Annotated in this window: 13 protein-coding genes; all 13 read right to left on the reverse strand. The window is 66.6% G+C overall.

Features of this window, described 5'->3' with window-relative positions; translation table 11 throughout:
- Position 1 precedes the first annotated feature (1 nt).
- A complete protein-coding gene (locus K7G82_RS14650) occupies positions 2 to 421 on the reverse strand; it encodes a Zn-ribbon domain-containing OB-fold protein (RefSeq protein WP_222990642.1) in 420 nt (139 codons plus the stop codon).
- 1 nt (position 422) lies between these two features.
- Complete coding sequence (locus K7G82_RS14655) at positions 423 to 1,580, reverse strand: thiolase C-terminal domain-containing protein (RefSeq protein ID WP_222990643.1); 1,158 nt, start codon at positions 1,578 to 1,580, stop codon at positions 423 to 425.
- Between the two features lie 3 nt (positions 1,581 to 1,583).
- Positions 1,584 to 2,381: an enoyl-CoA hydratase/isomerase family protein gene (locus K7G82_RS14660; RefSeq protein WP_222990644.1), complete on the reverse strand. Its 798-nt coding sequence runs from the start codon at positions 2,379 to 2,381 to the stop codon at positions 1,584 to 1,586.
- A complete protein-coding gene (locus K7G82_RS14665) occupies positions 2,378 to 4,003 on the reverse strand; it encodes a class I adenylate-forming enzyme family protein (protein WP_222990645.1) in 1,626 nt (541 codons plus the stop codon). The genes K7G82_RS14660 and K7G82_RS14665 overlap by 4 nt, the downstream gene beginning before the upstream one ends.
- The gene (locus K7G82_RS14670; protein WP_222990646.1) at positions 3,990 to 5,033 is read right to left on the reverse strand and encodes an acyl-CoA dehydrogenase family protein; all 1,044 of its coding nucleotides are present in this window, start codon (positions 5,031 to 5,033) and stop codon (positions 3,990 to 3,992) included. Before K7G82_RS14670 ends, K7G82_RS14665 begins: the two co-directional genes overlap by 14 nt.
- Before the next feature lie 5 nt (positions 5,034 to 5,038).
- A complete protein-coding gene (locus K7G82_RS14675) occupies positions 5,039 to 6,199 on the reverse strand; it encodes an acyl-CoA dehydrogenase family protein (RefSeq protein ID WP_222990647.1) in 1,161 nt (386 codons plus the stop codon).
- Positions 6,200 to 6,201: 2 nt separating this feature from the next.
- Positions 6,202 to 6,951, reverse strand: a complete 750-nt coding sequence (locus K7G82_RS14680) for an enoyl-CoA hydratase family protein (RefSeq protein ID WP_222990648.1) — start codon at positions 6,949 to 6,951, stop codon at positions 6,202 to 6,204.
- Positions 6,951 to 8,039, reverse strand: a complete 1,089-nt coding sequence (locus K7G82_RS14685; RefSeq protein ID WP_222990649.1) for an NAD(P)H-dependent flavin oxidoreductase — start codon at positions 8,037 to 8,039, stop codon at positions 6,951 to 6,953. The genes K7G82_RS14680 and K7G82_RS14685 overlap by 1 nt, the downstream gene beginning before the upstream one ends.
- A complete protein-coding gene (locus K7G82_RS14690) occupies positions 8,036 to 8,929 on the reverse strand; it encodes an enoyl-CoA hydratase (RefSeq protein ID WP_222990650.1) in 894 nt (297 codons plus the stop codon). Before K7G82_RS14690 ends, K7G82_RS14685 begins: the two co-directional genes overlap by 4 nt.
- Positions 8,930 to 9,050: 121 nt before the next feature.
- Complete coding sequence (locus K7G82_RS14695) at positions 9,051 to 9,845, reverse strand: CoA-transferase subunit beta (RefSeq protein ID WP_222990651.1); 795 nt, start codon at positions 9,843 to 9,845, stop codon at positions 9,051 to 9,053.
- A 10-nt stretch (positions 9,846 to 9,855) separates the two neighbouring features.
- Positions 9,856 to 10,725 carry a CoA transferase subunit A gene (locus tag K7G82_RS14700; protein WP_222990652.1) on the reverse strand — a complete coding sequence of 290 codons (870 nt, stop codon included), beginning with the start codon at positions 10,723 to 10,725 and terminating at the stop codon, positions 9,856 to 9,858.
- A gap of 83 nt (positions 10,726 to 10,808) precedes the next feature.
- Positions 10,809 to 11,957: an amidohydrolase family protein gene (locus K7G82_RS14705; protein ID WP_222990653.1), complete on the reverse strand. Its 1,149-nt coding sequence runs from the start codon at positions 11,955 to 11,957 to the stop codon at positions 10,809 to 10,811.
- Between the two features lie 91 nt (positions 11,958 to 12,048).
- The gene (locus tag K7G82_RS14710; protein ID WP_222990654.1) at positions 12,049 to 13,281 is read right to left on the reverse strand and encodes an MFS transporter; all 1,233 of its coding nucleotides are present in this window, start codon (positions 13,279 to 13,281) and stop codon (positions 12,049 to 12,051) included.
- Positions 13,282 to 13,289: the final 8 nt, after the last annotated feature.

Consider the following 13,289-nt stretch of genomic DNA (forward strand, 5'->3'; position numbering starts at 1 on the left):
CTCAGCCCTCCACGGGGCGGAAGGCCGGCAGCGTGATCTCCGGCGTGACCTGGTTGAAGACGATCTCGACCGGCATGCCCGCGCGAATGTCCTCGGGCGCACAATCGACGATATTGCCGGTCATGCGGCAGCCTTCGTCGAGCGCGACGAGCGCGACGATATAGGGAACCTCGTCCGCATAGATATCGCGCGGCACCGGATGGCGCACGACGATCCAGCTGAATACCGTGCCCTTGCCGCTGGCCTGGACCCATTCGGGCTTTTCCAGCGAGCCCGGGCTGAAGGTGACGGGCGGGAACAGATGCTCGCCGGTCGATGCGACGCGTTGAAGCATCAGGCGATGCTCGCGCATGCCGTCCCAGAATGGCGTGCTCTCCGGATCGGGCACGGGCAGCGGCTTGTTATAGGCGGTCTGTTGCATGTCAGTTCCTCAGGATCATGGCGCTGCCGCAGGTCATCGCGCCTGCGGTGGTCAGGGCGATCTCGGCGCCCTCGATCTGGCGCGCACCGGATACGCCGCGCAGCTGCTCGACCGCCTCGATGACGTGGTTGAAGCCGTGGATATACGCTTCGGACAGCAGCCCGCCGTGCGTATTGACCGGCAGCGCGCCGTCGCGGGCGATGCGGCCGTCCATCACGAAGGGACCGCCTTCGCCATCCTTGCAGAAGCCCAGCCCCTCGAGCGCCATCAGCACGCTATAGGTGAAGCAGTCGTAGATTTCGGCGACGTCGACGTCCTGCGGGCCGATGCCCGCGCTGCCCCAAAGATCGTCGGCAAGATATTTGAAGCAGTTGTGCGAATGGCTGGGCCAGCGGATCGCGTCGAACAGGTCGTCGCCCTGGGTCGGCCCGCCGCCATAGGCGCCGCCCATTATGTAGACCGGCTTGTGACGCAGGTCGCGCGCCTGCTCCGCCGAGGTGATCACGACCGCGCAGGCGCCGTCGCTCTCCAGGCAGATATCGTACATGCGGAACGGATCGACGATGAAGCGCGAATTGTAATAATCGTCCTTGGTCATCGGCGTGCGCTGCATCGCGCGCTCGTTGATGACAGCATTGGCGCGGAAAGTGGTCGCGATCTCGGCCCAATGTTCCTCGGTGGTGCCGTAATCGATCATGTGGCGGCGCGCCCACATCGCCATTGCCTGCGGATAGGTGATCCAGCCCAGCGGCGCGGTATATTGGGTGACGCCATAGGCGGACAGGTCGCGCCCGCCGCCCAGGCGGAAACCGGAACGGCCGTTCATCGCACGGAAGCAGACGACATTCTTCGCCAGCCCCGCCTCGATCGCCGCGGCCGCCGCCAGCGTGATCAGATTGGCGCCGTTGCCGCCCGCGGCATAGTCGACCGCATAGCCGGCATTCTCGATGCCCATCTCGGTCGCGACGCCCATCGCGGGTGCGCTGTCGTTGAAGTTGAAGCTGACGATGCCGTCGATATCGGCAACGCTCAGCCCCGCATCCTCGATCGCCTTCAGACAGGCTTCGGTCGCGAGGCTCCGGACCGTCCGGCCCGAGAATTTGGTGTAGTCGGTCGTGCCGATCCCGGCGATCGCATATTTGTCGCGCAGCTTGTACATGGTTCAGTCTTTCCTGGGCGTGCCGAAACGCGGCGCGCGCTTTTCCTTGAAGGCGATCAGGCCTTCGGTGGCGTCGGGCTCGGTGGTCGCATAACGGTGGACGAACGCGATCTCCTCGCGCAGCCCCTCCTCATACGGGGTGTCGAGCGTCATGTTGGCGAGCCGCTTCGCACCGGCCAGGCCGACGGCGCTCTTGCCCGCCATGCCCGCGACCCACTCGGCCGCCGCGTCGAGCAAGGCAGCATCGGGAACCACCCTGGTCACCAGCCCCCAGGCCTCGGACGTGCGGGCATCGAGCAGCTCGCCCGTCAGCATCAGATGCTTGGCGCGCAGCAATCCGATCGCGCGCGGCAGCCGCTGCGACCCGCCTGCGCCGGGAAGCTGGCCGAAATTGAGATGACCGTCGCCGATCTTTGCGCTTTCCGCGGCGATCGCCATGTCGCAGGCGAGCAGCAATTCGATCCCGCCCGCCACGCACACGCCGTTGACCGCCGCGATCCAGATGGCGCGGGCCTTCTCGATGCCGGTCAGCATGTCGTAGAAATCGTCAAGAAAGGCCTGGAACGCCGGCGGATCGGCATAGAGCCGGATATAACCGTCGAGATCGCCGCCCGCCGAGAAGCTCCGCCCCTCCCCGGTCAATATGACGAAATCGACGCCCGACGCCGCTTCGATCTCGGCGACGGCGGCCTTCAGTTCCTTGACCGTCGACCAGTCGAGCGGATTGAGCTTGTCGGGCCGGGCGAGCGTGACGCGCGCCGTGCGGCCGTCATGGGCGAGCGTGATGTTCCGGTAGGTCATGCGGGGACGGCCCAGCGCTGCTTCGCATCGGCGGTCAGCGCGCCCTTGGCCACCTTGCCGCCCGACGAGCGCGGCAGGTCGTCCATCAGGACGAGATATTCGGGAAACCATTCGCGCGACACGCCGCGATCCTCGAGGTGGCGCAAAATCTCCTCCAGCGTCACCTGCTGGTTGGGGCGCGGCGCGACATAGATGCAGACGCGCTCGCCGAAGACCGGATCGGGCGCGGGCACCGCCGCGACGAGCGCGATCGCCGGGTGCGTCGCCACCTCTGCCTCGATCGCTGGCGCGGACAGGTTCTTGCCGCCGCGGATGATGAATTCCGAGGTGCGGCCGACGACGCGCAGATACGCGTCCTCGTCCACTTCCACGATGTCGCCCATCAGCATCCAGCCATCGGGCGTGAACAGCTTCGCGTTCGCCTCGTCATCGTCCCAATAGCCGAGACAGGTGGCGGGGCCGCGACAGCCGGGCTGCCCCCTGCCCTCCACATCCGCGCCGGTGGCCGGATCGAACAGGCGGACCTCCATCTCGGCGATCACCCGGCCCGCCGTGGTCAGGCGATGGTCGCGAGCGTCGGTGGAGGTGGTGCGGCTGAGCGCGCCCGTCTCGTTCGAGCCGTAGAATTGGAGAACCGCCGCGCCCGTCACTTCCTCGAACTCGGCGGCGCGGCGATAGGGCACGGCCTCCCCCCCGGTGAACATCGCGCGCAGCGACGACAGGTTGCGTGGACGCTCGGCCTGTTCGTTGAGCAGCATGATGAACTGGGTGGAGACGCAGCACAGCACCGTCACCCGCTCGCGCTCGATCATGTCGAGCGCGGTGCCCGCGTCGAACTTCGGCAGCACGACGGTGGGGCAGCCGAGAATGGTGGGCGAGAAATGCGCGGTCCACAGGCCGAAACCGAACGGCGCCGGCACCGCGCCCATGAAGATCTCGTCTTCGGCGAAGCGGCCGGCCTCGGCGGCGAGCTGGTGGAAATAGAACCAACGATTCTGCGTATGCATCACGCATTTGGGCATGCCGGTCGTGCCCGAAGTCGAATTGATGAGGAACAGCGCATCCGGATCGCCCGGCGGGAACGGCGCATGGTCGGGCGTCTCGCCGGCGCTCCAGTTCCGCTGCGCGATCAGGTCGGGCACGATCAGCGTGTCGGCCAGCGCCGCGCCCTGCGCCCGCACGGCCGCGACGAGATCGTCCAATGTCCGCTCGCGCGTGGCTTCATGCGCGATCAGCAGGGTGGCGCCGGTGCGCTTGAGCAGATGCGCGATCTCCGCGACGCCCGCACGCGCGCCGATGCCCACTGCGACCATGCCGGCGCGTTCGACGCCGAGCAGCGCGGCATGGACCGCCGGACCGTCGGGCAGCAGCACCGCGACCCGCGCACCGGGAGCCAGCCCCCTGGCCGCGATCAGCGCGGCGATGCGTGTCGCCGCGCGATCATAGGCGCCCCAGGAGAAACGCCCCTCGGGCGTGATCCAGGCGGGTTCGCCCGGCTTCGTGGCCGCCAGCGCGGCAACGCGATCCGACAGCGTGGTCGCGCCCCACCAGCCGGCTGCGCGATAGCGCGCCGCGGCTTCGGGATCCGCACGCAGGCTGCGGGCGACATCAAGCGGCTTCACGGGCAGCCTCCCCGACGGATGCGACATCGAAGGTCCGGTCCGAACCGAGCGGCGCGGACATGATGTGATCGGCAACGCGCGCGCGATGGAAGGCGGGCGTACCCCAAGCCTGACCGAGAGCCAGCGAACGCTTGAGCAGGAAATGCACGTCGACCTCCCAGGAATAACCCATCGCGCCGTGCACCTGCACCGCCGCATGCGTCGCGGCCTCGGCCGCGGCGGTCGCCGCAAGCTTGGCATGGCTGATCCGGGTCCGAGCGAGCGGCGAAGCCGGCATCGCCGCAGCGGCCAGCACGACCGGTCGCGCGAATTCAATCTTCACCTGCGCGGTGGCGAGGTGATGCTTCACCGCCTGGAACGAGCCGATCGGCTTGCCGAACTGCTGCCGATCCTTCGAATAGGCGACCGCCAGATCGACGGCACGCTGCGCCAGCCCCAGCAACTGCGCGGCGGCGAACAGGGCGCCGCGATCGAGCGCCGCGTCCAGTAACGCATCGCCGCCGATCCGCGTCGCGCTTGCCGGCGTCCAGTCGACACTGAAGAGGCGACGGAACGGATCGATGCTCGGCTGGCGCACGAGCGTGACGGCGTCGCGCGGCACGAGATGGACGGCATCGCCATCGGCCAGCAGCAGCGCATCGGCCGCGTCGGCGTCGGCCACGAACGGATTGACCGAATGGCCGATGGCGACGGTGCCGCCGGACAGGGCATTGCCGAGGTCCGCACCGGCGGCGGCCAGCATCGGCACAGCGATGCCGGCATGTTCAACCAAAGGCTCGGGCAGTGCCGCATGGCCGCAAGCGATCGCGATCAGCGCCATCTCGACCTGACCGAGCCCGCTTCCACCGTCACGCTCCGGGGCCATGGTGCCGGGCAGGCCCATCGCGACGATCTGATCCCAGCGCACGGCATCGCGCGGTTCGCCGCTGTCGTGCAGCCGGCGAAGGTCCGCGCCGGTACAGGTATCGGCAAGCATCTGCCCGACCATCTCGGCGAGCATCTCCTGTTCTTCGGCCAGGCGGAAATCCATCGCGTCTACCTCGGCATGCCGAGCATCCGCTCGGCGATGATGTTGCGCTGGATCTCGTTCGCGCCTGCATAGATCGGTCCGGCCAGCGAGAAGACATAGCCGTCCAGCCAGTCCTGGATATCGGCCGAGGCGTCGGGCGCCGCGCCGGTCAGTTCGGCCTCCGCCCCCAGGATCGACAGTGCGGTGCGATGCAGGTCGAGATCGAGTTCGGACCAGAAGATCTTGTTGGTGCTGGTCTCCGGCCCGATCGCGCCGCCGGCCATCAGCCGGCTCGCGGTGGCGTAGATCGACAGCGCATAGGCGTCGGCATCCATCCAGGCCTGCATCACCGCGGCCTGCGCCAGCGGATCGACGCTTCCCTGACGCCTGCGATACAGATCGACGAGCTTCGCGGCCGCAACCTGGAAACGCGCGGGGCTGCGCAGCATCAGGCCGCGTTCGAAACCCGCGGTCGACATGCACACCGCCCAGCCCTGCCCCTCCTCGCCCAGCCGGTTGGCGGCGGGCACGCGGACATCGTCCAGGAACAGTTCGGCAAAGACCGGCTTGCCGTCGAGCCGCTTGATTGGCTGCACCGTCACACCGGCCGCATCGAGCGGGAACAGGATCAACGACAGCCCCTTGTGCCGCTCGCTCCCCGGCTCGCGGAACAGGCCGAACGCCCAGTCGGCATGGACGGCACGCGACGACCAGATCTTGTGGCCGGACAGGATATAATCGTCGCCGTCGCGCACCGCGGTGGCGCGCACGCCGGCCAGATCGCTGCCCGCACCCGGTTCGGACCAGGCCTGCGCCCAGATCTCGTCACCCGCAGCCATGGCGGGCAGGAAGTGCGCCTTCTGCTCCGGCGTGCCATATTCGATCAGCGTGGGGCCGAGCAGGAAAATGCCGTTCTGATTGACGCGCAGCGGGGCACCCGCGCGATAATATTCCTCTTCGAAGATCAGCCAGCGGATCAGGTCGAGCCCGCGTCCGCCATAATCGACGGGCCAGGTCACCATGCCCCAGCCGCCGGCATTCAGCGTGCGTTCCCAGGCGCGATGCGCCTCGAAACCCTCACGGCTCGAATCGAAATCGGGCAGCGGCTGCGCGGGGACATGCGCGGCCAGCCATTGGCGCACCTCGGCGCGGAAAGCCTGTTCGGCGGGGGAGTAATTGAGATCCACGATCAGTAATCCGCCGCCTTGCCATCCTGGACGAAGGCGTCGCGCGCGCGCTGGCTGTCCTCGTGCAGATACATTTCCAGCGTGAAGCCCTGTTCGAAGCGATAGCCGTGATCGACGTCGCGCGGCTCGATCCCGTTCAGCGCCTCCTTGGCGGTGGTCAGCGCCTTGCGGCTCTTGCCGGCGATCACCGCGCAATAGGCGCGTGCCTCCTCCACCAGCGTCTCGCGCGGGACGACCTTCTCCACGGCACCGAGCCGATAGGCTTCAGCCGCGTCGATTCGCCCCGCGGTGAAGAAGGCGGCGCGCACCTTCTGCAACGGGAACATGCGCATCAGATGGCTGGCCCCGCCCATCGCGCCACGATCGACCTCGGGCAGCGAGAAGAACGCGTCCTCCGCCGCGATCACGACGTCGGATGCACCGCAGATGCCGATGCCCGACCCGATGATGAAGCCATGGACCGCGCTGACCACGGGCACCTCGCAGGCGCGCACGGCCTGGAACGTCCGGTAATTGCCGCGATTGAGCGCGACGATGCGCTCGGGATGCGCCTGCATCTCCTTGATGTCGACGCCACCGCAGAAGCCGCGTCCCTCGGCGCGGATCAGCACGCAGCGAACCTCCGGATCGCGGCCCATCGCGGTCACGATGTCGGGCACCGCGTTCCAGCCCGCGCTGTCCAGCGCATTGACCGGGGGGTGATCCAGGATGATCTCGCCGATCCGGTCGGCGATGCGGGTCAGGACGGGCATCAGGCACGGATCCTTTTGATCGAAGGCGGCGGAACGAGCGCCGCGATGCGGTCGCGGGCATCGCGCTCGATCGCGTCGAGAAGTTCGGCGACGCTGGGCAGATCGTCGAGCCGGCCGGCGACCTGACCCGTCGCCATCAGGCCGTCCCGGCCGTCGCCGGACACCACCGCGCGCTGGATCAGGGCGGGCGCGGCGGCGGCGCGCATCGCCTGGGACAGGCTGAGCCCGCCATGGCTGCGCATCCCCTGCGCACCCCGCAGAAGCGCGCCCCATGACGCGCCCGTCGTCCGCTTCATCATCAGTCCCGCCGAAACGGCATTCGCCCAGGACGCCAGCGGCCCGCCGGACATCAGGCGGCGCAGCGCCGCGTTGCGGATCATGCGCTGCGGCAGTCCGTCGATCGCGTCGGTCACGACGATATCGTCGGTGCCCGCAGCGACATATAGCTGCTTGACCGGCGCGGGCACCGGGCTCTCGCGCGTCATCAGGAAACGCGTCCCCATCGCGATGCCCGCCGCGCCATAGGCGAGTGCCGCCGCAAGCCCGCGTCCATCGGCGAAACCGCCCGCGGCCATGACGGGCAAATCGACCGCATCAAGCACCTGCGGCAGCAGCACCGTCGAGGCCACAGACCCGGTATGGCCGCCACCCTCGCCGCCCTGCACCACCAGCATGTCGACGCCGAGCGACGCCATCTTGCGCGCATGCTTCACCGCGCCGACCGTGGGCACGCAGACTATGCCGGCATCGCGGAAACGCCCGATCATCTTCGCGTCGGGCCCGCGGCCGAAACTGACGGCGCGCACCTGATCGCGATTGGCGATGACGATATCGACCAGTTCCGCCGCGCCCGGCTGGAACATGTGGAAATTGACGCCGAAGGGCCTGGACGTCAGCCGCCGGACCTCGGCGATCTTGGCGCCCGCCTCAGCCGGCGTCATCACCGCCGCGCCGAGAAAGCCGAACCCGCCCGCCTCGACCGTCGCCGCCACGAGCGCGGGCTCCGCGATCCAGCCCATCGCGGTCTGGATCACCGGCAACCGGCAGCCAAGCAGTTCGGTCAGGGGCGTGGCGAGCGGATCGGTCATTCGCCCTCGGCGCGCCTGTTGTCCGCGGCCGCGCTCTTGCCGGTCACACCGCCCAGCGAATTGCCGGTCGTCAGGTCGTTCTGGGCATGCGCGAAATGATGCATGTGGAACGCTGCATCCATCGCGTGACGCTTGCCGCGCAGTTCCTCGACATGATTGATCGCCTGCTTGGTCAGCCACATGCCGAGCGAGCCCTGCACCGCCAGCTTCGCCGCCATCTCGGTCGTCGCCTGCTGCAGCTCCGCGCGCGGCACCACCTTGTTGACCATGCCGAAGCTATGGGCGCGCTCCGCTCCCATGCGCTCACCGAGCAGCAGGAATTCCTTGGCGACTCGCGGCGGCAGTTCGAAGCCGTGCGCGAAATATTCGACCCCCGGAATGCCCATCAGCTTAGACACGGGATCCTGGAAGAACGCATCGTCGGATGCGACGATCAGGTCGCATACCCAGGCGAGCATGAGACCGCCGGCGATGCAGGCGCCCTGCACCATCGCGATCGTCGGTTTGGCAATATCCCGCCAGCGACGGCACATGCCGAGATAGACTTCCTGTTCGCGGGTGTAGAGCAGTTCGGCGCCGGGGCGGCCGACATGATCGGGCACCAGATGCGCGCGATCGAAGCTGCGGGCGATGTCGCGGCCCGGTGTGCCGATGTCGTGGCCCGCCGAGAAATGCTTGCCTGCGCCGGCCAGCACGATCGCCTTCACCGCCGGATCGTCGACCGCCCGGCGGAACGCCGCGTCGAGCGCATAAGTCATCTGGCTGTTCTGTGCGTTGTTGTAGCGCTCGCGATTCATCGTCACCCAGGCGACGCCATCGCGCACCTCGTAGAGAACCGGGGTCTCGGTCTCGTAGACGATATCGGCCGGGTCGGGCGTGGCAGAGCTCATAGGACGTCCCTCTCCATCTTAAGATTATCAATCATTGCAATCTTGAGAGGCGTCAACACCATCGGTGATAGAGTCACGGCATGCTTATGGTGCTTTCGGGACATCGCAGACGCCCCGGCGATCACATGGCGTGAACGGCCGGCGGATTTCCCTTGATCAGGGTCGCGCGGATGTCGTGCGGATCGAGCCGGCGGATCACCGCCAGCGCCCCGGCATCGGGAAGCGCGGTCTCTGGAACCGCTCCTTGCGGCAGCTCAACATCGAAGCCGGTATTGTCGCGAACCTCGTCGATCGACACACCTGGATGCAGCGAAACCAGGCGGACGGCATGGTCGGCGCCGCCAAAATCCATAACGCACAGATTGGTGACGATCCGCCTCAATTCCAGGCGATGCGGCTTGCGCCCGTCAGGCCAGCGCGCCGGATTATAGCCCGCCGAGCAGACGAAATCGACTTCGCCGGCCACCAGCGAGCGCCGGCCGTGCTGGGGAATGAAGAAGCTGTTCGGGTGCGAGATGCTGTTGCCGGGAAAACCGCGCGCGCCCAGCAGCGCCGCCTTGGGTGCGGCATGATCGCCAATGACGCTGATATTGGTCTGTCCGAACCGGTCGATCTGCACCGGCGCGACCAGCGCATGCCGGCGCCCGCCCCACAGATTGTCGAAGGTGCGCATATAGGGCGCCCAGCCCTCCGCGATCGGGCTTGTCTCGCGCGGTCCGATCGGCGCCGGTTCCTCCAGCAGCATATTCTCCGCATCGGTGATCATCAGCCGCGGATTGAAGGTCAGCTTGGCCAGGCTCGCGCCGAGCCGCGGGATCGGCGTGATGCCCGTCGCCAGCCATTCGGGATCGTCGCGCCACACCTCCGCACAGGCGGCGATCAGCAATTCGGCGAGCGTTGCGGTCGTATCGGTCATGCGGCGCGCCTCAATAGACCGGCGCGGGAATGGCACGGATCGCGTCCGCACCGCCGACCGCGGCCAGATAGGATGGCTCGTCCACCTCGACATAGCGGGCACGATAATCGGCCCAGGCATCGCCTTCCGCGGCCGCATAGGTCCGCAGATGCGGCAGATCGAGCTGATAGTCGGGCGCAGCACTGGTCGGATGCGCGCCGAACGGCGCCTCCGCCACACCGGCGATCAGCGAGCGTTCGACCAGGTGATAGCGGGCGTTGTCGGGCAGGCTGAGCTCCGAGGTCGTCACCAGCCGCTCGGTGGTCACGAAGGTGCGATCGGCGGCGCGCGCCATCAGTTCGTCGAAGAACGGATCGGTCGACAGGGTAAGCACATTGCCCTTCTCGTCGCTGCGATGGACATGGAGCAAAGCAACGTCGGGCTTGATCGCGGGCATGGCGATCAGCATCTCGCCGTCGTCATAGGGGCTGGTGATCGTCCTGAACCGCGGATCCTGAGCGATCGCGGTGCCGATGCCGACGCGGGTGGGCAGAAAGGGAAGCTGCATCGCCGCAGCACGCATGCCCCAGTGGAGCATGCCTTCGTCCATCTCCCACACTTCGAGCCCGGCCTGGCGCGCCGCCTTGAAATGCGGCTCGATCGGGATCTGATCCATCGAGACGAACGCGAAGATCAGCCGGCGCAGCTTTCCGCTCGCCGCCAGGATGCCGATATCGGGGCCGCCATAGGCGATCACCGTCAGATCCTTGAGGGAGGACCGAGCGATCGCGCGAACCAGCGCCATCGGCTTGCGGCGCGTCGCCCATCCGCCGATGGCGATCGTCATCCCGTCCGCCAGTTCCGCCACAATGGCGTCCGGCGACATCCGTTTGTCGAGCATGTCTTTCCTTCAGTCATCCTGGGGCCGGGACAACCGCCAGTTCAGGCGGCCGCTCCGGCCCCGTAACGGACGAATGGCGTGACTTAGGCGGTGACGAGCGCCGGCTTGGCGCCGATCTCGACGGTTTCGGCCACCGGGAACTTGTACAGTTTGTCCGCATTGCCGTGCAGGATCGCGGCCTTGACCGGCGCGGGCACGCCCGACATCGACGCCTGGATCGTGCGCCAGCTATAGGGATAGTCGGCGCTGATGTGCGGATAGTCGGTCGACCAGAGCACGCGTTCCGGATTCATGTAGTTCAGGTTGTTGAGCCCGAAGCTGTCGGTCATGTAGCCGAAGTAGAAATGCTCATCGATATATTCGGACGGCAGGCGCTTTAGGCCGAAATGATTGACCTTTTCGAGCCGCTGGTAATTGTTGTCGATCTGCTCCTTCACATAGGGCACCCAGCCGAAATCGACTTCTGCAAAGGCGACCTTCAGGTTCGGGAAGCGATCGAACACGCCGTTGAACACGAATTCGATGCAGCGATTGGGCGCGTCGAAGAAGCGGCCATAGCCGGGCAGCTTCGCCTTGTGCGGGCTGGGCTTGTAGATGCCGAGCGCGACGTGGATGTTGAAGCTGACGTCATGCTCGTGGATCGCGGCCCACAGATAGTCATGCTCGTCAGTCATCACCGTGGTGCCGGTCGGATAGGCCTGCGCCATCACCGCGCGCATGCCGGGACGGCCAAGCACGCGCTCCATCTCCTCGACTGCCGCCTTCACGCCGCCGCGATTGGGCAAAAGCACCAGGCCGCAGAAGCGCGCCGGGTCGTAGGCGACATATTCCGAGACCCAGTCATTATAGGCGCGCACAAGCGCCAGGTGGAATTCCTCGTCTTCGACCAGCGCGATCGCCGCCTGGATCGAGGGGGTGGGATACATCACCTCGGCGCTGACGCCGTCACGATCCTGCTCCTTCAGGCGCTCGGCCGGATCCCAGCCGCCCTTGCGCATGTCGTCGAAGCGCATCCACGCTTTTGTGTCTTCGGGGGGCAGGCCGGCGCAGGCGTTCCAGCCGAAATTGCGCGGCCCTTCGAGCCCCTCGAACAGCCAGCCGTCACCTTCCGGGAAGCTTTCCATCCGGGGCGCGCGATCCTTGAACTTCTGCGGCACCCGCTTCGTGAACAGATCGCCCGGTTCGTTGAAATGGCTGTCGGCTGAAACGAGACGGCTATGTCCGAGAGGCATTCTTGTTCTCCTATCTATCTTTTATATGATGGATGCAGAAGGCGCAGGAGTCAACGCGGCGAAGCGCTACCGCCCTGACATCACAGCGATCTCAAAGTGCGTTCGGACGGCCCCGGTTCGCGGTGATCCAAATGCCCATGAGCAGTGCCAGAGCCACCAGTGCACCGCCGACCGTGACGAAGGTGGCGTGGATGCCGAGGTTCAGGCGCACGGGCGCGGTGATCAGCGGATTGAGGAAATGGCCGAGGAACAGCGACGACTGGACCAGCCCGATCGAATAATTCTGCTGCCCAGGGCTCACCCTGTCGAGGATGCGGTTGAGGAAGAAGGGCATGTTCCAGCCGGCGCCGATTCCCTCGATCACCACACACACCAGGATGAGCTCATAGGTCGGCGCGAATCCCGCGCCGATGAAGCCGATGCCCATCAGCGTCGACGACATGACCAGCGTCCATCCGCCGAGCCGTGAATAGACATAGCCGAAGGCAAAGGCGGCGAGGATCGAGACGGCGGCGCTGAGCGCAGGCACGCGGGACACCAGCACCGCACTGGTAATGCCGTTGTCCTTGAGCAGGAAGGGCATCTGGAAGGATGGCATGGTGTGGCCGATCGACAGGATCAGCGACAGCAGGAACAGTGGCCAGAGCTGCCACACCGAGAAGCGGTCCTTGCTGTCCAGCTTGCGCTCCAGCGTGATTGGCTTGTCGAAAACGAAGAATGCGATGAGCAGCATGACGCCCGGGATCAGGAACATGATGCCGGGCGCGCGCCAGCCGTAATTCTGTGCCAGCCAGCCGCCGAGCAGCATCGTCGTGACCGTCCCGATCGACGAGATGCCGTGCCGATAACCGATAAGCTTGGAACGCGTCGCCCCGGCGAACTGCGCGGCGAGGATGCTGGTCATTGACACGTCGGCGACGACCGCGCTGAACCCGAGCACGAAGCGGCTGGCGAGCAGCGCGTAATAGTTGAGCGGCAGAAGTTGCATCAAGCCGGCCAATGTACAGACGGCCAGGCTGGCGAACATCATCCCGCGCAGATTGGTGGAACTGACGAACAGGCCAGCGACCAGTCCGGAGATCGCCATGCCGATGGGGGCGAGCGTGACCACGAACTGCGCGCTCAAAACCGAATCGCCGGAGCTGCTGAACTCCTGGGCAATGAGCTGGAGGCCCGGCACCACGGTGGTGAAGGCGAGCGCCGATTTTATCCCGCCGGTCAGCAGGATGATGATGATCAGCAGACGCCGCCAGGACGGCAAGGCATCTGCCGGCGACGCTGCCGCCGTCGGCGCATCATCACCCGTTCCAGTCACGGTGGCCATCTTCAACG

It is taken from the genome of Sphingomonas colocasiae (assembly GCF_019880585.1).
In the GTDB taxonomy this organism is placed as follows: Bacteria; Pseudomonadota; Alphaproteobacteria; order Sphingomonadales; family Sphingomonadaceae; genus Sphingobium_A; species Sphingobium_A colocasiae.

Coding starts and splice junctions, on each gene's coding strand:
- K7G82_RS14650 (WP_222990642.1), bottom strand. CDS start 421: ATGCAACAGACCGCCTATAACAAGCCGCTGCCCGTGCCCGATCCGGAG.
- K7G82_RS14655 (WP_222990643.1), bottom strand. CDS start 1,580: ATGTACAAGCTGCGCGACAAATATGCGATCGCCGGGATCGGCACGACC.
- K7G82_RS14660 (WP_222990644.1), bottom strand. CDS start 2,381: ATGACCTACCGGAACATCACGCTCGCCCATGACGGCCGCACGGCGCGC.
- K7G82_RS14670 (WP_222990646.1), bottom strand. CDS start 5,033: ATGGATTTCCGCCTGGCCGAAGAACAGGAGATGCTCGCCGAGATGGTC.
- K7G82_RS14680 (WP_222990648.1), bottom strand. CDS start 6,951: ATGCCCGTCCTGACCCGCATCGCCGACCGGATCGGCGAGATCATCCTG.
- K7G82_RS14685 (WP_222990649.1), bottom strand. CDS start 8,039: ATGACCGATCCGCTCGCCACGCCCCTGACCGAACTGCTTGGCTGCCGG.
- K7G82_RS14690 (WP_222990650.1), bottom strand. CDS start 8,929: ATGAGCTCTGCCACGCCCGACCCGGCCGATATCGTCTACGAGACCGAG.
- K7G82_RS14695 (WP_222990651.1), bottom strand. CDS start 9,845: ATGACCGATACGACCGCAACGCTCGCCGAATTGCTGATCGCCGCCTGT.
- K7G82_RS14700 (WP_222990652.1), bottom strand. CDS start 10,725: ATGCTCGACAAACGGATGTCGCCGGACGCCATTGTGGCGGAACTGGCG.
- K7G82_RS14705 (WP_222990653.1), bottom strand. CDS start 11,957: ATGCCTCTCGGACATAGCCGTCTCGTTTCAGCCGACAGCCATTTCAAC.
- K7G82_RS14710 (WP_222990654.1), bottom strand. CDS start 13,281: ATGGCCACCGTGACTGGAACGGGTGATGATGCGCCGACGGCGGCAGCG.